This is a genomic window from Nitrosomonas sp. Nm166 (genome assembly GCF_900112825.1).
Classification (GTDB): Bacteria; Pseudomonadota; Gammaproteobacteria; order Burkholderiales; family Nitrosomonadaceae; genus Nitrosomonas.
This window is the reverse complement of sequence record NZ_FONE01000009.1, coordinates 42,031-63,378: the sequence shown is the minus strand read 5'-3', so window position 1 is coordinate 63,378 and position 21,348 is coordinate 42,031. Positions and strand designations below refer to the sequence as shown.

Sequence of the window (21,348 nt, the reverse complement as noted above, 5' to 3'; positions counted from 1 at the left end):
TAATTTCAGGTAATTCGTCAGAGGGTGCATTATATACGCAATCACGGTGATTCCGATAATAAGGTAACAAGGACCTGATTCATATATTATGGATAAAATATAGCCTGCAAGCTGATTTACGATCATTTTTCCGTACGTGATGGAAGCCTTCTATGCTCGGTTCGTGGATGTTGCGTCATTTGACAGGCGCGACGGAAAATCAGTAACGTTCGCTGCGCATTGCCCAGAACGGTATCGTGGGGATAACCAGCCGTGCGGCCAGGCTCGATGGTTCCCGCTGACAACCCGGTGAGCAACGCCAGTCCTTGTGTGACATGCTCCATCGTATAAATCGTAAATAAGCCTTTTTCCACAGCTTCGATGACTTTGTAATTCAGCATTAAATGTCGCCGGTTATGATGCGGGATCAGAACGCCCTGGTAACCCGTCAGTCCGATTTTTTCACACAGATTGAAGTGACCCTCAATCTTGTCATTGATCCCACCAATCGGTAATACCTCGCCATATTGATTCAATGCACCTGTCACCGCGATACTTTGATTCAACGGTAACCCCGCCAGCGATGACAGCAGTGCATATAACTCGGCACATGAAGCCGAATCTCCTTCAATGCTGCTATATTCCTGCTCAAAAACAATCGATGCATTAAGCGCCAACGGTGCAATATGGGCAAACAAGGCAGCTAAATAATTTTGCAATATCAGCACGCCTTTATCATGAATCGGACCGGACATTTCAACTTCACGGGCAATATTCAATACCCCGTCTTCTCCGGCGAAAGTACGTGCAGTAACTCGCACTGGCGTGCCAAAGCGATGGTCGCCCAAATCCACCTGCATCAACGCATTGAGCTGCCCTACTCTGGCGCCCTGTAATGTAATAGAGATTTCGCCCTCAAGAATGGATTCCTGCAAGCTTACATCCGGATAGTTGTGACGCAGGGTGCGCGCTTGCAGTGCTGTGTCGATATCCATCACTTCCACGATACGCCCATGACGGGCATTGCATAAGGCGGTGCTCTCCAGCACCAGCATCTCGGTACGCGCAAAAATGGCGCTCTGGCGTTTCTGATCATCGACTTCACGATGGGATTCTTCCAGTAAACGCGCGACTGCAGCCGCAGAAAAATGCGGTAATTTTAAATGATCGCAGGCATGCGCCACAAAAATAGCCGATGCGTGGTAAGTTTCCGCACTGGCAATGAAACTCTCAGCAAAATCCACTTTCACACGAAAACGCCGCATAAACTCAGGATCAGCTTCCTGTAATGCGTAATATTGTTCACGTGAACCGACCAGAATGATTTTGACATTTACTTCTACTGCTTCGGGCTCCAGCGATATTGGTATATTGGAAGTTAATGCTGAGCCAGGTTCTTCAATTTGAAGCCGTTTACTGCGTAAAAATCGCCGCAATTTTACCCATAATTGCATATCCGTCAGCAAGTCACTCAGATGTAACATGAGAAACCCGCCATGCGCTTTAAGCAAACTGCCTGCTCGAATATGCATGAAATCGGTTTTCAGCTTTCCATTCTCAAACTGATAATTAATATTGCCAAACAAGGCATAAGACGAAGGATTATCCTCGACAATGACAGGTGCTCCATACAACTCGGCATTGTCCACCACCAGATTGATCTGATAACGGGAAAAAATCTGATTTAATTCTGCTGGTTGTTTTTCTTCATCGGCGATAGTGCCAAACAATATCAGATTATCCAGAATATCTGATTCTACTTGCTGAAAATAAGTCTTCAATCGTACATTGTGCCTTAACTGCTTTTGTAATCCATCCTGAATTTTCTTCAACGCACGATTCAATAGAGGTTGCACGACACGACGCCGCAATGCCGCCAGTGCCACATTCTTTTCTTTGCTAATTTTATTGATCTCTTCAAAATAGAGAATTATGGCTTCATGCAATTGAAGCTCAGCCTGTTCTATTTCAGTTCTGCGTGTCCGAGGCAGTTTCCATAAACTCTCTTCAGTCAGAATCTCGCCTTTCTCATCCAATAAGGAAAAAACAATCTGCTCGTCTTCACGATGAATGGTGAAATGAAGTGATTCTGCAACTTGATCCAGCTTGGTATAAATCTTGATCGCTTCAGTTCTAAATTTTTTCTCAATGTGGTCACTTTTAATCTTGAAATCCTGGCCACTCAGGTATTGGGTTATTTCTGTTGGTAGCGCTTTTGCCAATTGCATCAAAGACTGCCGCAGCAGGCGCCCTTGTCCAGCGGGCAAATGCAAAGCCAGCGGCTTTTCAGGTGCAACAAAATTGTATAAATAGCACAAATCGGGCGGTGTTGATTGGCCAGCCGCTGTGGTGATTATTGCCTGCTGCAATAATGAAGACCGACCCGATCCGATTTCTCCCAGCACAAACAAGTGATAATCCGGTTGTGTCATACTTAAACCGAAGCAGGTTGCCACCTTCGCCCGCTCCTGTCCAATCCATGACAATGAAAGTTGCACTAATTCTGAAGTATCAGAAAATCCTAAGGAATCTGAGTCTATTTGAATGCGTAAATCATGGGAATTTAATGATAGAACCGACATGTTTGAACCAGTAATGATAGGACGATAAGATTACACAAGGATTCGCATTGTACCGAGTTAGCAGCAACTACGTAATGTAACAACCCATGGATAAAGCTTCTCTAAAAAATGCAGCAAAACCGTGGACTTATCAAAAGAGATGGGATTGGCAGGAAAAAATCGAAGCGACCGGCTTCTATCCAGCAGCAGTATGATTTTTCATGATATATGATTCTTCGGGTTTATGATCAGCCCCATGATGGGCATTATTCATGGCGTTCTGACATAGTGTAGCTTATTAAATAGCCGCCTCAGTGCATAGCTTCTGGCAATCGATACAATCGTAAAGATTAATCCGATCTGTATATTCTGTGTCATGGTGACTTTAATGTCATACAGTGGAAACACGATCATCTGTGCGGCGAGTGCGATGAAATAACCTATGAGTACATTTGCCCAGGCTTCTATGAGTGATTGAATTTTTGTTTGCATTATTGCCCTTTCGAATTTTTTATAAATATTCCTAAAGGATATCTATTCCGAACTACTCGTACACTTCATTAATGATGTTTGCATGACTTCCTGATGATTAACTCGACAGACCTGACTCCTGCGCTGTGCCTTAAAAACAAGCCTCAAAGGAGTCATTCCTGCTCGGACTAAAAAAGCAATTGGCTACCCCACGGCAATCAGTGCTGTTTAAGTTGCTGTTGGGGTGGTTTGCAGTAGAATCGTGATGGAAACTCTGCATTGCGTTGTTTGTTTCTAATCACATCCCCTCCTTCGTTTACACAAACCATTACAGATTTATCCAGACTTGGGAAATACTCATTGGATCCAGGTTCTGCTGTAGTCGGGGGTACTTTTTCTCTTATTCTGGCGCACAACTCAGGTTCATTAGTTTTTGGTGGAACATTCTCCATAGCCGGTAATGGGCAAAGATTGCAAGGATCCCCGGGACATAAACACCCTTTACAACTTGCATGTGCGGATAAAGATAATAAGGTCAACCCCAGACTGCAAAAAACAAACAAGCTTACTTTAATTATGAACTGCATAACATTATCATTCCCTTCGTGAACATTTATTTCTATTTCATTGCATAATCTCAAGCTAAATAAGCTCTTCAGGCTATTATAATTTCATTACAACTGTTCGTTTACCTGATAACCTATCCCTCATCCGGAAAAACATTTAGCATGTGTTTTTTAGTAAACTAAGTATTCGTATTGATCAATAAATTCATTGATCACATGAAATTTAAGTATCGCTTTCATTTGAATTCATCAATGACCCATACTAATACTGTATTCAGATACGCAGTACTTAATTTTATATCGCAAAAGCAAGAACTGGTTCTTTCTTGCAAAAACCATCCCGAAATGAATCCGAATGACACTAAACAATTAGAAGACAATTATGAAGACTGCCTCCATTTTTAAAAAAATTACTTTCCAATCATTGACTAGAATTTGCTTTGCTCTTTTTCTGATCACTCTGTCTCTATCGTCTGCAAATGCAGAGAGGATTGAGAGCCTTCAGAAGAATGCCAGTATCACTTATGAGCAGATGATACAAGCCAAGCGATCAGCTGAAACTCTAGCCAAGGATGCAGCGTTTGCAGAAAAGAAGCTGGCTTCCCTTAAACAAAAGCTATCAGCAGCCGAGCAAGAAGTAGAAGTTACTCGAAGAAAAGCCGAGCAGGCTAAAATATCCATGGAACAAGCAACTAACCGATGGAAACAAGCTACTGATGCCTTAGCTAATGAATGGGGAAAAACGGAAATTAAGTAATTGAATCTATCTAACTATAGTTGAAGATCATTTTGACATGGGGGATACCAGCTTCCATAAATTCTTTTCCCGACATCTGGAATCCAAATTTTTCGTAGAATCGAATAGCTGTCGTTTGTGCATTTAACCTGGCTATCGGTATTCCCCGATGGTTTATTTCTTCCAATATTCTTCGCATCATGGCACTGCCAACTCCCTTTCCACGCCACTCTTTTAATACCGCCATACGTCCAATATGCCCATCCGGTAATAATCTTGCAGTTCCTATAGGCTGCCCATCAGAATTTAGTGCAAGCACATGCATACTGATTGCGTCAAACTCATCCCACTCCAGATCGGCTGGAACTTGCTGTTCATGAATAAAAACTGCTGTTCGAATACTACGCAAAATAAGCGCTTCGTCTTGCCAACTTACAATTCGTATTGAATGAGAACACTGCATAGATCACTTCAACGATGATTACCAGTTACTTATAAAATACTTACTATTCAAATGGATGTCGCAATAAAATAGTATCTTCTCTATCAGGCCCGGTAGAAATCAAATTAATCGGAATCCCACAAACTTCTTCCAAACGTTCCAGATAATCCTGTGCTGCTTTTGGCAATTGAGTAAACTCTCTAATTCCGGCAGTATTTTCAGACCAGCCAGGGATTTTCTCATAGATGGGTTCACAGCAATCCAAATCATCTGCCCCGATGGGTAATATATTACTATTATTGCCATCGTTCAGCTTGTAACCCACCCCCAGATTGAGACTTTCTACGCCATCCAATACATCAAGTTTAGTGATACATAAGCCAGTGACACCGTTTATTTGAATGGAGCGCTTTAGTGCAACCGCATCAAACCAGCCGCAACGTCGAGGGCGACCTGTGGTCGATCCAAATTCATGCCCACGTGTAGCCAAATGTTTGCCAATTTCATCATCTAGCTCAGTAGGAAATGGACCAGAACCAACCCGGGTGGTATATGCCTTGGTAATGCCCAGCACATAATGCAGCATTTGTGGCCCAACACCACTGCCTGGTCCTGCCGCTCCAGCCACACAGTTACTGGAAGTAACAAACGGATAGGTGCCATGATCAATATCCAATAACGCACCCTGAGCGCCTTCGAATAATAAATTTTTACCTGATTGATGCGCCTCAAATAAGAGCTGCGAAACATCTGCCATCATTGGCTTAATTCGTTCGGATTGAGACAGTGCCTCATCCATCGTTTTCTGGAAGTCTATGATAGGGGCATTAAAATAGTTTTTTAATACAAAATTATGATAATCCAACATTTCGCCCAGCTTGGCTGCGAAACGGTCCCGGTGAAACAAATCCTGCAAACGAATTGCACGCCGAGCGACTTTATCTTCATAAGCTGGACCAATGCCGCGCCCTGTGGTACCGATTTTTCCAATGCCACGAGCAGTCTCGCGCGCGTTATCGAGCGCAATATGACATGGCAAAATCAAAGGACAAGCCTCACTAATCCGCAATCTTGCATTGACATCAATACCATTTTGCTCAAGCATGTCAATTTCATCAAGCAATGCAGTAGGTGAAATCACCACCCCATTTCCAATATAGCAAATGACGTTATTGCGCAAAATACCCGACGGAATTAGATGCAACACCGTTTTTTTATTACCAATTACCAATGTGTGACCGGCGTTATGCCCTCCTTGAAAGCGTACTACGCCTTGTGCGTGATCGGTTAGCCAATCGACGATTTTTCCTTTCCCTTCATCGCCCCATTGAGTACCAATGACTACAACGTTTTTAGTCATATCTCTAATCTCTAAAAAACTCTATTTCTAAAAAATTAAATTTCTTCAATAATCCACTGCCCGTCATGCAATACTAATTGTCTGTTACAGTCTAAAAGCTCATTGTTCTGCCCTGGCAATTCCATAATAACAATATGCCCTGCTTTCCGTAACTCCTCAATTTTAGTTTCTAGTGCTGCATTTTTTTTCTGAAAGGGTGCGCGTATTCCCTTGGGATATGGTTGAGGTTTTACTAACTTGGAGATTTCTCTGAGATCCATACTAAAACCAGTTGCCGGCCGCGCTCGCCCAAAGGCTTTACCAATCTCATCATAACGCCCACCTAAAGCGATGGCATTTGAACACCCCTTCGCATAGGCGGCAAAGACAATTCCGGTATGATAATGATATCCACGTAAGTCAGCCAAATCGAAAGCAATTTTATCAACAACTGGCTTTAACTCCTCTTCGACTGTACTAAGCTCATTCAATGCAGTTTTGATCTCTGGATAGTCCGGCAATCGTTTACAGGCATCGGCCAGAATTTTCTTATCCCCATAAAGCTCGGGCAGCAGCATTAATGCTTCACGAGTTTGTTTTTTCAACTTTATACACAGTTCTTTTAAAGTTGAAATATCCTTGGCCTGTAAAATCGTGAATAATTCGGTTTCAAGTTGTTGTGAAATACCTGCGCCTTTAATTAAACTCCGGAAAACTGCCACATGCCCGAGATCCAGGTGAATTCCATTCACGCCTGAAACAGACAAACACCGCAGCATCAGTCGTTGAACTTCCACATCACTTTCTAAACCTGAGTGGCCATATAGTTCTGCGCCAATTTGTAATGGTTCTCGTGTTTGTGCTATTCCAGATGGCAATGTATGTAATACGCTATTGACATAACATAAGCGAGTAATACCTTCACAATTCAATAAATGCGCATCAATTCGAGCAACCTGTGGTGTCATATCGGCGCGTAAACCCATCATGCGACCACTCAGTTGATCTACGACTTTAAACATCTGCAAATTCATATCACTACCACTACCGGACAATAGCGATTCAACATATTCCAATAAAGGCGGAATTACTTGCTGATAGCCATGAACCAGAAGCAGGTCGATGATCTGTCTACGCATTGCCTCGATATGCAATGCTTCTACAGGCAATATATCTTCGACATATTCTGGAAGCAGCCAATTACGCATGTGCATGATTAAAAACTATTAATGAAAAAATAGAGGAAATACATTAGCTTACGATAAGAAGCAGCATTAACCCAACTAGCATCGAAGTCAGTCCTACAAAGCGTATCTGATTATCATTAGCATCAATTAATTTTCTGAATGCTTCTCGCCAAGTTTGGGGAGATAAGAATGGCAGCATTCCTTCTAAAATCAGCATCAACGCAATCGCAATCAGAAAAGTTTCCCACATAAACAACAACTCCTGCTTAATCAATTACTCATTCTATCTTCGAAGAATAAGCACAAAAAATTAGAGGTTCTGTTGTAATCGAGTATAAAAATAACTGCGATTTCCAGAACCCCTTCATGAATCAATACAAAATAAAATTACATAGTCTTACTGCAATATAGGTCTAGATCTAGATTCAGGAATAATTTTATATTTTAAAGCTATAAAATTTTCCGAAAATCCTTGAGTAATACCTATTACTTATTCAGTCTAACTCCTAGTTATTTTTTATTATTAATAATAGTAGGATCTTTCAAATACTTAAAGAAATCAGAAGTTGGTTCGAGAACCATCATATCAGCCTTGTTTTTAAATGATTGCTTATAAGCGTCCATACTCCGCCAGAAAGCGTAAAATTCCGGATCTTTCTGAAATGCTACTGCATAAGTTGCAGCCGCCTGACTATCGCCATCACCCATGGTTTTCTGAGCTTCACGATACGCTTCTGCCAGTATCACTTCCCGTTGCCTATCCGCATCTGCACGAATCTTTTCTGATTCAGCTGCGCCAGTAGAACGTAACTCATTGGCTACTCTTTTACGTTCTGCTTCCATACGCCGGTAAACAGATTCACTTACTTCCTGTGGCAAATCGACACGTTTCAGGCGCACATCCACAACTTCCACTCCAATCGAACGGGCATCAGCATCTGCTTTCTGACGCATGATTTCCATAATGACATCCCTTTCACCTGAAACAACATCATGAACAGTACGATTACCAAACTCGTCGCGTAAGCTAGCATTTATCGTTTGCGCTAAACGCGTTTGTGCTAAGCTTTCATCACCGCGTACACTGATATAGTATTGTTTGACATCTACAATACGCCACTTCACGAACAAATCCACTAAAACGTTCTTTTTCTCTGAAGTAATGAAACGTTCAGGCTCCTCCGTCATCATTGTCAGAATACGTTTCTCAAAATAACGTACATTTTGTGCCAAAGGAATTTTGAAATATAAGCCGGGGCTGGTCTTAACATCAATCACTTCCCCTAATTGAAACAGAATTGCCTGCTGTCTCTCATCTACAATATAAATAGCTGAGCTACCTAGAAAAAATATGGCAATAATGATACCCGCAAAAACTGATATAAAATTCTTCATTTATCTAATCTCCCGTTCACGACTACGAAACGACTCCCGTGTCCGTACACTGCTATCAGGTATTGGTTCCTGTGCTGACGGCTGTACCGTTACAGGTGAAGCAGATGTAGATCCAGTCGTTTGAATTAATTTATCTAACGGTAAGTACAACAGATTATTGCCATTCTTCTGATCAACCATAATTTTGCTGGTATTAGCAAGAATTTGCTGCATCATATCCAAGTACAACCGTTCTCGAGTTACTTTAGGTGCTTTGCTATATTCCACGAGGATTTGTTCAAAACGCTTGGCATCACCTTCTGCACTCACGATCACGCGCTGTTTATACCCCTCAGATTCTTGAATCAGTCGAGCAGCATTACCCACAGCCCTTGGAATCACGTCATTTGCATAAGCCTGACCTTCATTTTTTTGCCGCTCTCTATCTTGTCCAGCTTTCACTGCATCATCAAATGCAGCCTGAACCTGTTCTGGCGGTTGTGCGTTCTGCATCGTCACTTTGCTGATCAAGATCCCTATTTCATATCGATCTAAAATTTTTTGCATCAGCTGCGTTGCTTTAGCAGCCACCTGCTCACGACCTTCATAAAGAACATAATCCATTTTACTTTTACCAATTACCTGCCTAATCGCAGTTTCCGCAGCCTGCAAAACCGCATCATCAGGATTTCTGTTTTTAAAAAGGAAGTTCTCTGGATTATTTAAGATATATTGCACAGCAAACTGAATATCAATGATGTTCTCATCATCGGTTAACATCAGTGATTCTCTGAGTACCTTGCTCCTTACATTATTACGGTAACCAATCTCAACGGTACGAACTTGACTGACATTTACTATTTCTACTTTCTCAACAGGGTAAGGTAAGTGCCACCGCAAACCAGCCGGTGTAGTTTCAACATATTGGCCAAAGCGCAGCACTACTCCTCTATGCCCTTCATCCACGATATAAAACCCACTCGCTAGCCATACTAGCAGTAGCAATCCCAGAATCAATGCAATATTACTGCCACTTTGTTGTTTAGGTCCTTTATCACGGGGGCTTTCATCGCCTCCGGCACTTTTTTTTTGTCCAAAAATGCTATTAATCTTTTTGTTGACATTACGTAACACATCGTCCAAATCTGGTGGACCAGAATCCCCTTTGTTTTTACCCCACTGTGGATCATTTAATCCCATAATAATTCCTGTTTTTGTTCGTTCAAAAAAGTCCTTGTACCGTAGCACAACCTCCAATTATTTTCTTAATATCTTTAGTTTTCTCGTGCAGTTTCTTGGAGTTTTCTACAATTGCTTCTGCTAATGCTTGCCTTACAAATTCTATTCCCTCACCAGTTTTTGCACTTAAACGAATACGTGATATTCTATCATATTCATCGCGCACGCAACCTTTGCCGCCTAACGACAAATCAGTTAAGTCAATCTTGTTCAAGATTAGAATTTGAGGAATGGTATCAGCACCGATTTCTTTTAATATTTTATTTACTTCTTCAATTTGCTCATCCCGACTGGGACTACTAGCATCTATCACGTGAAGCAACAGATCAGCCTGAACAGTCTCTTCAAGTGTCGCACGAAAAGCTGCCACTAGTGTATGCGGCAATTCTTGGATAAATCCTACTGTATCTGAAATCACAGCTGACTCGCCTTCAGCAAGGTATAGTTTCCGTGTCGTCGTATCCAATGTAGCGAATAACTGATCGGCGGCATATGATTGTGCACGCGTTAGTTTATTAAATAAGGTTGATTTTCCTGCATTGGTATATCCGACAATGGATACTGACAGCACTTGTGTGCGTCGTCTTGATCGTCTTTGAATATTACGATGACGTTGAAGAGCCAATAATTTTTCTTTTAGTAATTTGACTCGTTTTTTGATTAGCCGACGATCTGTTTCTAGCTGGGTTTCACCAGGACCTCGTAAACCAATCCCACCTTTCTGTCGTTCAAGATGCGTCCATCCATGTACAAGCCGAGTCGCAAGATGCTCAAGCTGCGCTAGCTCTACCTGTAGCTTTCCTTCATAGCTCTTAGCGCGCTGAGCAAAGATATCCAAAATCAAACTTGTACGATCAATAACGTTACAATTCAAACGTAAAGACAAATTACGCTGCTGCGCTGGTGATAAATCGTGATTAAATATAATAAGTGAAACTTGGGTTTGCGTTACTACTTGTAATAACTCACTAACTTTGCCGCTTCCAATATAGGTTGTTGGGTCAGGACGAGAACGCTTTCCTTCAATTACTGCTAAAACCTCAAGCCTAGCGCTGCTAGCCAACTGCCGCAGCTCTTGCAAACGATCAAAATGATCTCCATTGCCAAAATCGAGACTAACTAAAATTGCTGTATTTACCGCTTTGAATGTATGCATGCCTGAATAAAATATTCAGGAATTAAGTATCATGTGCTTCCACTGATTCAATCGGCATAGTAACCGCTCTTGCGGGTACCACTGTAGAAATTGCATGTTTGTATACCATCTGCGTAACTGAGTTTTTCAACAGCACCACATATTGATCAAACGAGTCAATTTGTCCTTGTAATTTAATACCATTTACTAAATATATTGATACGGGAATATGTTCTTTCCGTAATATATTGAGAAATGGATCTTGCAGTAACTGTCCCTTGTTACCCATAGGTAATTCCCTATTCTAATTATTAGTTATCGGAATAGTGACTTTACTTTATTTTTTAACGTAAATCTACACTAGATTGCATAATGCTGCAAAACATCTGTATTATTTTTTACCTCGAGCATTTACAGACAACCAAGCTTAAATTGATTCGATATTCCTTCCAATCAAACAATTTATTTGCTTAGTAACAACAATAACCTTATTATAACTCGGGAGCAAGCTCCCGAGATTTTTCGTTAAAACGGTACAGGTCTTGGAGTATTATTGTTAGAAGGTGGAAGTATAGGTAATTTGATATCAGGCTGCTCACCTGTCAGCGTTTTCATGAAAGCGACAATACTATCAATCTCCTTCTTATTAAAATCACGATCTAATTGCACTTTACCCATTATTTTAACAGCCTCTTCTAGTGTTGCTACCGCGCCATCATGAAAATAGGGGTAAGTTAATTCGATATTACGCAAAGTTGGAACTTTGAAAACATTTAAGTCAGTATCTTTTCCAGTTACCCCTTTTCTGCCTTCTATTTTACTTTTTGTTTCATAAGGATGAAAGACGCCAAACTTCTGGTATAGTGCACCGCCCACAGCTTTCCCATTATGGCAACCAGCGCAGCCGCTACTCTTGAATAATGCATATCCTTCAAGCTCCTGCTGATTTAAGGCTTCTTTATCACCTTCCAACCACTTATCAAAGCGTGAACCTGGTGTAACCAGCGTTTCTTCAAAAGCAGCTATTGCGGTGGTTATTCGATCAATATCAACTTGATCTGTTCCAAATGCCTTTTTAAAGTGGGCACGGTACTGAGGAATAGACTGTACTACATCAACAGCTATTTTGTGAGTAGAGCCCATTTCACCTGGATTTGCAATCGGACCACCCGCCTGTTCTTTTAAGTCTTTAGCACGTCCATCCCAAAATTGCGATAAACTCATGCTGGAATTTAATACCGTTGGTGCATTAATAGGTCCTTCAAACCATTTATGCCCGATAGAACTTGGAATATTGTCCGACCCTCCCATACTCAGATTATGGCAAGAGTTGCATGAAATAAAGCCAGATTTAGATAAGCGAGGATCAAAAAATAACATTTTACCCAGCTCAACCATATCAGGATTTTCAATTTTTGGAGGTTTAATAGGCTGGATAGGCTCATTGGCTGAAATATTCATCGAAGTGACAAAAGCACCAATCGATAGCAGCGACGCAACTAGTGTGCGTATTTTCATCGGTATTCTCCCTAAAAAAACGGCTGTAATGGCGCAGCCGATTACGCCTGATGAAACACCCACAAAGGGAATCTTATAAAAAATTACGGAGTAATTCACACGTTCAGCTATTTTATACAATATAGAACTTTTAACTCAATTATTCATTAACTTCCAATTGATTAGTCAAAATAATTTTCTCTGCTTTTTTGATCGGATGTTTTTTATCATAATACCTATTACCTCGACATAGATTCGTTTTCAATAAATACGATAACTCTGTTAATGCTTGCTTATAAACTTTACGTTTAAATTCAACAACTGAGTCTAACTCGACCCAATATTGATTCCAGCGCCACGCATCAAATTCTGGATGTGCGCTTTTGCGTAATGAAACATCACTATCGCGTCCTATTAAGCGCAACAAATACCAGATCTGCTTCTGTCCTTTGTAATTCCCACGCCACTCACGGCGTATCCACCGCTCCGGTACTTCATATCGCAACCAATCTCGCGTACGCCCAACAATTTCAACATGATTTGGATGTAATCCTATCTCCTCGGTTAATTCCCGATACATAGCTTGCTCAGGACTCTCTCCTGATTTAATACCCCCTTGTGGAAATTGCCAAGAATTCTGTTTAATACGCTTGCCCCAGAAAACCTCATTTTTTGAATTCAGCAATATAATACCAACATTGGGGCGATACCCATTACGGTCAATCATGTTAATTACTCATTTGACCCATCAAACATGAATTTTTTCATACTTTACTATAGATTGAAAGGGTCTTATAAAACAAAATCCATACTTTCGTTATAGCTTCTGCCTATCATTGGCAGACTATCTGCACTTATGTATCCGCACTTTACTATTTATTCAAGGTAAAATTGCTACTTTTATTATCATAATGGATTCACTCATGCGCGTCTCGCAATTTTTTATTTCCACTCTCAAAGAGGCACCTACCGAAGCCGAACTCATCAGTCATAAACTAATGTTACGTGCCGGGCTAATCAAGCGCCTTGGCAGCGGCCTATATACTTGGATGCCGCTGGGTTTAAGAGTGTTACGAAAAATAGAAAATGTGGTTCGCGAAGAAATGAATAATAGCGATGCTATAGAAGTTCTGATGCCTGCTATACAACCAGCAGAGTTATGGCAGGAAACTGGCAGGTGGAATGTATTCGGTCCGCAAATGCTAAAAATCAAAGACCGCCATGAGCATGATTTCTGTTTCGGTCCAACGCATGAAGAAATTATAACCGATATAGCGCGCAAAGAAATTAAAAGTTATCGTCAATTACCACTCAATTTCTATCAAATACAAACTAAATTTCGGGATGAAATTCGACCACGTTTTGGTGTCATGCGAGCACGAGAGTTTTTGATGAAAGATGCCTATTCATTTCACACTGATGCGGATAGCTTGGCACAAACTTATCAACTCATGTATGAAACTTATAGTCGGATCTTTACACGCCTTGGATTAAAATTTCGTGGAGTAGCCGCTGATACCGGTGCTATAGGAGGCAGTGGATCGCATGAATTTCACGTATTGGCAGAATCCGGTGAGGATGCGATTGCATTTTGTCCGGATTCAGACTATGCCGCCAATATTGAATTGGCTAGTTCACGAATACCGCAGCAGGAACGAGATCAACCAGAAGGTGCCATGCAAAAAATATCGACACCCAATAAAAAAACCTGCGCGGAAGTTGCCGAGTTTCTCGGAGTCCCATTACAAAAAACTATAAAAACCCTAGCAGTAAAAGCAAATAATAAACTATTTTTATTATTGCTACGCGGTGATCATCAGCTTAATGAATTGAAAATCAGGAAAATACCCTTTTTATCTGAATTTGAAATGGCAAGCGAAGCAGATATTCTGCAAGCAATGGGAACTGTGCCCGGGTATATCGGCCCTGTTGGTTCAAAAGCTTGTGTAATTGCTGATCAAGCTGTTATCAATATGAGTAATTTTGTTTGTGGGGCGAATGAGGAAGGTTTTCATCTGGCTCATGTGAATTTTGATCGCGATCTGAAAATACCAGAGCATATTTTCGATATCCGGAATGTCATTCCAGGCGATCCTTCTCCAGATGGAAAAGGAAAACTAGAAATTTGCCGTGGAATTGAAGTAGGCCATATTTTTCAGCTGCGTACAAAATATTCTGAAGTCATGAAAGCCAGTTATCTTGATGAATCTGGTCAAACGAAATACATGGAAATGGGTTGCTATGGTATCGGCATCTCACGCATTGTAGCTGCTGCCATTGAACAAAGCCACGATGAGCGCGGCATCATTTTTCCGACTGCAATGGCTCCTTTTCAGCTTGCTATCATACCGATTGGCTTACAGAAAAGCGCCCCTGTAAAAGATACTGTGGAAAGACTCTACCAACAACTCACTGATGCTCAAATCGAAGTACTTTTAGATGATCGAGATGAACGGCCTGGGGTAATGTTTGCTGATACGGAGCTAATAGGTATTCCACATCGGATTGTGATTGGTGAACGCGGACTTAAACAATCGGTAATTGAATATCAGGGGCGGAAGGACCAAGCTTCGCAAGCCATACCTGTGGATGAAATTTTTTCATTTATCACCAATAAGATATGCAAAAATTAATCTGTACGATCTTTTTGTTATTCTTCTCCAGTTTCCTGCAAGCCAATAACCTGTATTATGAACAGCTGGCTGCCAGCACTCAAACCATCGTATTGCATGAAACCAGTGATCACCCAGTTTCATACGCAGAATATGCAGCAGTATCTGACAGCATTACTTGGCTTGTTGTTATGAGCCGACGGTTGGAAAAATTCATGCCCGATATCATCGAACGGGAAGAATTTCTCAGAACAGTCTACTATGAAGCAACCCGCGCAGGACTGGATCCACAGCTTGTATTAAGTGTTATTCAAATTGAAAGTGGTTTTAAGAAATACGCCGTTTCACATGCAGGTGCTCGTGGCTATATGCAAGTGATGCCATTCTGGGTTGAAACCATAGGCCATCGGGATCACAATCTTTTTCATCTGCGCGTAAATTTACGCTACGGGTGCACCATTCTGCGCCATTATCTTGATATCGAAAAAGGTGACTATTTTCGTGCCCTTGGTCGATATAATGGCAGTCTGGGCGAAGCTACCTATCCACAGCTTGTGTTCGATAAGTGGTTGAGCACTTGGCGGTATAATGCATCTTTTCCTAATAGTTAGGCTATTTAATCCAAGCTCACCATCGTCATCGAGCACTCGTAACGCTTTTCTTAGTCGAGTTTAACTCAATAAACTTTTCTATACTTTCACGCGAAATAATACCTAGTTGACGCGCTGCTGGCTTCCCATCCGGATCAAAAAAATAAGTGCTGGGTAATAACGAGATCTCATCCAGTTGAGAAGCAATTTTTCGATTACCTAAAACGATGGGATAAGTAATTGACATCGATTGTACAAAATCCATAACCACCTGTGGATCGCTAAAATCCATTGCCACACCAATCACCATGACATCCTTACGGTTCTCATACAAGGCAATTAAATCAGGGATTTCTTTCAGGCAAGGTGGGCACCACGTTGCCCAGAAATTAACCAGCACCCATCGCCCTTTATAGTCTGCAAGCTTATGAATTTTTCCCGTTGCATCCTGGAACTGAAATGCTTGTACCTGGGCACTCAACGATAAAGCTACCACACAAAATAATACTGCTAATGTATGCTTCATCATCTTATCGTAGCGCTTCTATTTAAAACGTATCAATTTTTCCGCTTTCCCTATACTTGTGGATGAGCACGCTCCAGTTTGCTACAAAGTTTATTTAATGCACTCAAATAGGCTTTTGCGGAAGCTACAACAATATCCGTATCCGCTCCATGTCCATTAACGATGCGGTCAGATTTACGCAACCGAACGGTTACTTCCCCTTGTGCATCTGTTCCACTGGTAATATTGTTGACTGAAAATAACTGTAACTCGGCACCACTGGTCAGCAGTGTTTCTATCGCCCGGAAAGTCGCATCTACCGGGCCACTTCCCTGAGACTCAGCGCGCATTTCGTTACCATTATCGGAAATTACTATGTGAGCGTAGGGAATTTCACCTGTTTCACAATGAATAGTTAGCGATATTAACCGGTAACATTCCTGCAATACCAATACCTCATCCGAAACCAATGCGTGCAAATCCTCATCGAATATTTCATGTTTTTTATCCGCTAATTCCTTGAAACGCATAAAAGCACTATTGAGCATTTTCTCGGATTCTAATTCAATGCCCAGTTCCATAAGGCGGTTGCGAAAAGCATTACGCCCTGAGTGTTTTCCCAGCAATAATTTGTTTGCATTCCAGCCCACATCTTCCGCACGCATGATTTCATAGGTTTCACGATGTTTTAACACCCCATCTTGATGAATGCCTGATTCATGCGCAAAGGCATTAGCTCCCACAATTGCTTTATTGGGCTGTACAGGAAAACCAGTAATACCGGAAACCAGCTTACTTGCTGATACGATATGCGTTGTATCGATTCTTGTGTCACAAGGAAAATAATCCTGACGCGTGCGGACAGCCATCACGACTTCCTCCAGCGAAGCATTGCCTGCTCTTTCTCCGAGACCATTGATAGTACATTCTACCTGCCGTGCACCATTCATAACTGCAGTCAGTGAATTGGCTACAGCCAGCCCTAAATCGTTATGACAATGAACTGAAAAGATTGCTTTGTCAGAATTAGGGATACGTTCACGCAAGTCACGGATTAGCTTACCGAATTGCTCTGGCATGGTATAGCCGACCGTATCTGGGATATTCAGCGTGGTTGCACCGACATCAATCACAGCTTCAAGTATCTGGCATAAAAAATCCAGTTCCGAACGACCGGCATCCTCCGGAGAAAACTCAACATTATCGGTGTATTGACGCGCCCATTTCACAGCTTTCACAGCTTGCGCGATTACTTGCTCAGGCGACATTCTCAGCTTCTTCTTCATATGAATCGGTGATGTCGCAATAAATGTATGGATGCGTGCTGATTGCGCTCCTTTTAATGCTTCACCTGTACGTTGAATATCAGCCTCAATTGCGCGCGCCAAACCACATACTACACTTTCTTTAACCGAGTCAGCAACAGCCTTGACAGCTTCAAAATCTCCATTCGAAGCTGCTGGGAAACCTGCCTCAATCACATCCACACCCATACGTTCCAGCTGCCACGCAATGCGTACTTTTTCTTCTTTAGTCATGGATGCTCCAGGACTCTGTTCACCATCACGCAAGGTGGTATCAAAAATAATTAAATGCTCTTGCATTATGTTCTCCACATTAGGAAGAAAACTTAAAGTATGATAAAACTCGTTTATCGAATTTTATAGGTTTGAAAGAAATAAAAGGAAGAATTAATTTTTAGTTTAGCGCGCGAGGCGCAATAGCAGCGCCAATAAAACCATTGGTGCCAAAAGCAGAAGATATAGTGAATTTATATGGTTTCTTGCTAACATAGTGGCGAAATATAAATAGTTTTCTCTTTTTGTGCAATAGAAAATGGTCAAGAACCAGATACTTCACTATTTCTTTTATTTCTGCCGAATCGCCATAACTTAATAAAAATGCCAGAAAGCGCATAAGCTGCAAATAAACAAAATAATACTACTGGCGGATGACTGGGGATCAAAACAAAAAAGAACAATACTAACAATATGATAGTAAAAAAAGGTACTCGTCGGCGCAAATTGATTTCTTTACCACTGTAATAAGGAATATTACTGACCATAGTCAAAGCAGCAAATAAAGTTATGATGCAAACTAACCACTTGATATCGGTTCCTTGTATCTGAAAGTTAAGCGTCACCCAAACAAGACCAGCAATCAAGGCAGCTGCAGCGGGACTTGGTAAACCTTGAAAGAAACGCTTATCAATTACTTTTATATTGGTATTGAATCGGGCCAGCCGTAGAGCTGCGCATGCACAATAAATAAATGCGATTATCCAACCCCATTGATTCATTTCTTTCAAAGCCCATTCATAGACAATCAATGCGGGTGCAATTCCAAAAGAAACCATATCCGACATGCTATCGTACTCTGCTCCAAACTCACTTTGAGTGCCAGTAAGCCGCGCAACACGACCATCCAATCCATCTAACACCATAGCAATAAAAATGGCTATCGCTGAGTATTCGAAATTTCCATTCATCGCCTGCACGACTGCATAAAATCCAGCAAATAACGCGGCAGTAGTAAATAAGTTAGGTAGTAAATAGATACCACGACGCCGCAGTCGAGGCTTAAGTACGATACGTTCTGGTAAAGGATCAGGCATTATAGGTATCTAAAAAGAAAGAGCTGATAATAATCTTTATAAGCTAATAGATCATATAAGGTTTTATGATAATCATAATACAGAGCCGTTATTGAAGAAATTCCGACGCTTTAGATAGAAAAATATGGTTCTTTTTAATTAACCTTATCACCGAAACTCTGCTAAGACGGTCAGAGTCGCTGATACCTTATCCCCAATATTGACGTTAATTTGGGCACTTAACGGCAGATAGACATCTACTCTCGAACCAAATCGAATAAAACCAAAACGTTGTCCTCGTTCCAAACGATCACCTGGAGATACATGGCAGATAATACGCTTGGCAACAAAGCCTGCCACTTGCACGCAAGTTACATCAGCACCGTTATCTGCCTTAATCCACAGGGCATTTCGCTCATTTTCCAGAGAAGCCTTAGGTAAATCTGCATTGATGAATTTTCCGGGAAAATACCATTTGTCACGCACTATACCATCGACTGGGCTGCGATTAGAATGGACATTAAACACATTCATGAATACACTGATCTTAATAGCTTCTCGCTCCAGATAAGGATCCTGAACCGTCTCCACCGCAACAATTCTACCGTCAGCAGGTGCCAATATCGCATTACGGTTGGAGGGAACTTCTCTCGGCGGATCACGAAAAAACTGCAAAACGAGCAAGGCAATCACCCAAAATGGGATTGCCCAGAGCCAATCCACTAATAATGTTGCACCAGATGCAATAGCAAATGCTATCCCGATATGGAGCCAACCTTCGCGAGCAATAATAGGATGAGGATAATGGGCCATAAACAAATTACAACAAAAAACTTAAAAATGAGAGAACCAGAGTTTAAGTATAGAAAAATAATTTTTCAGTTTTTCACTTGGTCAACAAGTTTATTCTTCTTGATCCATGGCATCATATCTCGCAACTTTGCACCCACCTGTTCAATCGGATGTTCAGACGCGATACGACGACTGGATTTAAGCATTGGCGCTCCAGATTGATTTTCTAGAATAAATTCCCGAGCATATTCGCCTGTCTGAATCTGGCGTAAAATTCTACGCATTTCAGCACGTGTTTCGTCAGTAATGATACGTGGACCACGTGACACATCGCCATATTCTGCATTATTGGAAATAGAATAGCGCATATTCGCAATCCCGCCCTCGTAAATCAAGTCCACTATTAACTTAACTTCATGCAAACACTCGAAATAAGCCATTTCAGGTGCATAACCTGCGTCCACCAGCGTTTCAAAACCAGCTTGAATCAATGCAGTTAGACCTCCACATAACACAACCTGTTCACCAAACAAGTCTGTTTCAGTTTCTTCCCGAAAACTGGTTTCGATCACACCACCTCGAGTACCTCCATTAGCAGCCGCATAAGAGAGCGCTAAATTCCGTGCTTTGCCTGTTTTATCTTGATGGACGGCTATCAGCGAGGGGACACCGCCCCCCTGTAAATAAGTGGAACGTACCAGATGGCCAGGCCCCTTAGGGGCAATCATGATAACATCCAGATCCTCACGTGGTGTTACCTGTCCGTAATGAACGCTGAAACCATGGGCAAACGCCAATGTAGCATTTCTCTTCAACCCTGATTCAATTTCTTTTTTATATACTGATCCAATCTGTTCATCAGGCAACAATACCATTACAACATCTGCGTCTTTAACAGCTTCGGATACTTCCATAACCGTTAAACCAGCCTTCTCTGCTTTACTCCAAGATGCTCCGCTTTTGCGCAAACCAACAGTAACTTTCACCCCCGACTCGCTTAAATTATTAGCATGTGCATGTCCCTGCGAGCCATAGCCCAGTATCGTTACTTTCTTTCCTTTAATAAGAGATAGATCTGCATCTTTATCGTAAAAAACTTTCATTATTTTCCTTTTCAACAAAATTAAGACAGAAACAGGCAGGCAATAGAGAAAATATCTTGCTTAGAAAAAACCGATTGCTCCGGTTACTTACCTCAAAGATTAGAATTAATTAGAATTAATCAGCAAACACGGATTATACCTTTAAAGTCCATTCACCGCGCCCTATACCCGATGCACCGGTGCGCACCGTTTCCAGAACAGTACTACGCTCAACTGTCTCAAGAAATGCATCCAGCTTCGAGCTGGGACCCGTTAACTCGATCGTGTAAGATTTATCTGTTACATCAATAATACAGCCACGAAAAATTTCAGCCAGCCGTTTGATCTCTTCCCGGTCTGAACCCACTGCGCGGACTTTGACCAGCATCAATTCACGCTCTATGTGGTTGCCATCACTCAAATCGACAATTTTTACTACTTCAATCAACTTATTTAGTTGCTTGGTCACTTGCTCGACTATTTCATCAGATCCAATGGTGACCAGCGTCATTCGTGACAAAGTAGGGTCCTCAGTGGGTGCTACTGAAAGTGATTCAATGTTATAACCACGTGCCGAAAACAGGCCCGCTACGCGTGACAAAGCACCTGCCTCATTCTCCATTAATACAGAAATAATATGTCGCATTT

General features: G+C 41.5%; 22 protein-coding genes. 3 read left to right on the top strand and 19 right to left on the bottom strand.

Features of this window, described 5'->3' with window-relative positions; all coding sequences use genetic code 11:
* Positions 1 to 122: 122 nt before the first annotated feature.
* The 3 genes from BM021_RS04325 to BM021_RS04315 all read right to left on the bottom strand — a co-directional run bounded on the left by BM021_RS04325 (position 123) and on the right by BM021_RS04315 (position 3,598).
* Positions 123 to 2,561, bottom strand: coding sequence for a Lon protease family protein (locus BM021_RS04325; RefSeq protein WP_090719245.1), 2,439 nt, complete (start codon positions 2,559 to 2,561; stop codon positions 123 to 125).
* 249 nt (positions 2,562 to 2,810) lie between these two features.
* Positions 2,811 to 3,032 (bottom strand): DUF7220 family protein, encoded by a 222-nt coding sequence (locus BM021_RS04320; protein ID WP_090719243.1) that lies wholly within the window; start codon positions 3,030 to 3,032, stop codon positions 2,811 to 2,813.
* A 197-nt stretch (positions 3,033 to 3,229) separates the two neighbouring features.
* The gene (locus BM021_RS04315; RefSeq protein WP_090719241.1) at positions 3,230 to 3,598 is read right to left on the bottom strand and encodes a hypothetical protein; all 369 of its coding nucleotides are present in this window, start codon (positions 3,596 to 3,598) and stop codon (positions 3,230 to 3,232) included.
* Positions 3,599 to 4,109: 511 nt separating this feature from the next.
* Between BM021_RS04315 and BM021_RS15160 the strand changes: the two genes are divergently transcribed.
* Positions 4,110 to 4,334: a hypothetical protein gene (locus tag BM021_RS15160; protein ID WP_143074289.1), complete on the top strand. Its 225-nt coding sequence runs from the start codon at positions 4,110 to 4,112 to the stop codon at positions 4,332 to 4,334.
* A 10-nt stretch (positions 4,335 to 4,344) separates the two neighbouring features.
* Here the strand turns inward: BM021_RS15160 and BM021_RS04305 are convergent, their stop codons facing one another.
* From BM021_RS04305 to BM021_RS04260, 10 genes are all read right to left on the bottom strand, one after another.
* The gene (locus BM021_RS04305) at positions 4,345 to 4,776 is read right to left on the bottom strand and encodes a GNAT family N-acetyltransferase (protein ID WP_090719237.1); all 432 of its coding nucleotides are present in this window, start codon (positions 4,774 to 4,776) and stop codon (positions 4,345 to 4,347) included.
* A gap of 43 nt (positions 4,777 to 4,819) precedes the next feature.
* On the bottom strand, positions 4,820 to 6,115 hold the full coding sequence (locus tag BM021_RS04300; protein ID WP_090719235.1) for an adenylosuccinate synthase: 1,296 nt from the start codon (positions 6,113 to 6,115) through the stop codon (positions 4,820 to 4,822).
* A 35-nt stretch (positions 6,116 to 6,150) separates the two neighbouring features.
* Complete coding sequence (locus tag BM021_RS04295; RefSeq protein ID WP_090719233.1) at positions 6,151 to 7,302, bottom strand: ATP phosphoribosyltransferase regulatory subunit; 1,152 nt, start codon at positions 7,300 to 7,302, stop codon at positions 6,151 to 6,153.
* Positions 7,303 to 7,345: 43 nt separating this feature from the next.
* Entirely contained in the window at positions 7,346 to 7,531 is a 186-nt protein-coding gene (locus BM021_RS04290; RefSeq protein WP_090719231.1) for a DUF2065 domain-containing protein, read from the bottom strand.
* Positions 7,532 to 7,791: 260 nt separating this feature from the next.
* A complete protein-coding gene (gene hflC / locus BM021_RS04285; protein ID WP_090719229.1) occupies positions 7,792 to 8,676 on the bottom strand; it encodes a protease modulator HflC in 885 nt (294 codons plus the stop codon).
* Positions 8,677 to 9,855 (bottom strand): FtsH protease activity modulator HflK, encoded by a 1,179-nt coding sequence (gene hflK, locus BM021_RS04280; protein WP_090719227.1) that lies wholly within the window; start codon positions 9,853 to 9,855, stop codon positions 8,677 to 8,679.
* A gap of 22 nt (positions 9,856 to 9,877) precedes the next feature.
* The gene (gene hflX / locus BM021_RS04275; protein ID WP_090719225.1) at positions 9,878 to 11,050 is read right to left on the bottom strand and encodes a GTPase HflX; all 1,173 of its coding nucleotides are present in this window, start codon (positions 11,048 to 11,050) and stop codon (positions 9,878 to 9,880) included.
* A 22-nt stretch (positions 11,051 to 11,072) separates the two neighbouring features.
* Positions 11,073 to 11,318, bottom strand: coding sequence for an RNA chaperone Hfq (gene hfq, locus BM021_RS04270; protein WP_090719223.1), 246 nt, complete (start codon positions 11,316 to 11,318; stop codon positions 11,073 to 11,075).
* Between the two features lie 236 nt (positions 11,319 to 11,554).
* The gene (locus tag BM021_RS04265; RefSeq protein WP_090719221.1) at positions 11,555 to 12,547 is read right to left on the bottom strand and encodes a cytochrome-c peroxidase; all 993 of its coding nucleotides are present in this window, start codon (positions 12,545 to 12,547) and stop codon (positions 11,555 to 11,557) included.
* 139 nt (positions 12,548 to 12,686) lie between these two features.
* The gene (locus BM021_RS04260; RefSeq protein ID WP_090719219.1) at positions 12,687 to 13,253 is read right to left on the bottom strand and encodes an RNA pyrophosphohydrolase; all 567 of its coding nucleotides are present in this window, start codon (positions 13,251 to 13,253) and stop codon (positions 12,687 to 12,689) included.
* A 196-nt stretch (positions 13,254 to 13,449) separates the two neighbouring features.
* On the opposite strand from BM021_RS04260, the gene BM021_RS04255 reads away from it, so the two are divergent.
* The gene (locus tag BM021_RS04255) at positions 13,450 to 15,159 is read left to right on the top strand and encodes a proline--tRNA ligase (protein ID WP_090719217.1); all 1,710 of its coding nucleotides are present in this window, start codon (positions 13,450 to 13,452) and stop codon (positions 15,157 to 15,159) included.
* Positions 15,147 to 15,749, top strand: coding sequence for a lytic transglycosylase domain-containing protein (locus BM021_RS04250; protein ID WP_090719215.1), 603 nt, complete (start codon positions 15,147 to 15,149; stop codon positions 15,747 to 15,749). The genes BM021_RS04255 and BM021_RS04250 overlap by 13 nt, the downstream gene beginning before the upstream one ends.
* A 25-nt stretch (positions 15,750 to 15,774) precedes the next feature.
* On the opposite strand, the gene BM021_RS04245 is transcribed toward BM021_RS04250, so the two are convergent.
* The 6 genes from BM021_RS04245 to ilvN all read right to left on the bottom strand — a co-directional run bounded on the left by BM021_RS04245 (position 15,775) and on the right by ilvN (position 21,346).
* The gene (locus BM021_RS04245; RefSeq protein WP_090719213.1) at positions 15,775 to 16,257 is read right to left on the bottom strand and encodes a TlpA family protein disulfide reductase; all 483 of its coding nucleotides are present in this window, start codon (positions 16,255 to 16,257) and stop codon (positions 15,775 to 15,777) included.
* A gap of 47 nt (positions 16,258 to 16,304) precedes the next feature.
* On the bottom strand, positions 16,305 to 17,837 hold the full coding sequence (locus tag BM021_RS04240) for a 2-isopropylmalate synthase (RefSeq protein ID WP_090719210.1): 1,533 nt from the start codon (positions 17,835 to 17,837) through the stop codon (positions 16,305 to 16,307).
* Positions 17,838 to 18,073: 236 nt separating this feature from the next.
* Positions 18,074 to 18,847 carry a CDP-diacylglycerol--serine O-phosphatidyltransferase gene (pssA, locus tag BM021_RS04235; RefSeq protein ID WP_090719208.1) on the bottom strand — a complete coding sequence of 258 codons (774 nt, stop codon included), beginning with the start codon at positions 18,845 to 18,847 and terminating at the stop codon, positions 18,074 to 18,076.
* A gap of 147 nt (positions 18,848 to 18,994) precedes the next feature.
* Positions 18,995 to 19,639, bottom strand: coding sequence for a phosphatidylserine decarboxylase (locus tag BM021_RS04230; protein WP_090719207.1), 645 nt, complete (start codon positions 19,637 to 19,639; stop codon positions 18,995 to 18,997).
* A 65-nt stretch (positions 19,640 to 19,704) separates the two neighbouring features.
* Positions 19,705 to 20,721, bottom strand: a complete 1,017-nt coding sequence (gene ilvC, locus BM021_RS04225) for a ketol-acid reductoisomerase (protein ID WP_090719206.1) — start codon at positions 20,719 to 20,721, stop codon at positions 19,705 to 19,707.
* Positions 20,722 to 20,854: 133 nt separating this feature from the next.
* Entirely contained in the window at positions 20,855 to 21,346 is a 492-nt protein-coding gene (gene ilvN, locus BM021_RS04220) for an acetolactate synthase small subunit (protein ID WP_090719204.1), read from the bottom strand.
* Between the last annotated feature and the right edge of the window lie 2 nt (positions 21,347 to 21,348).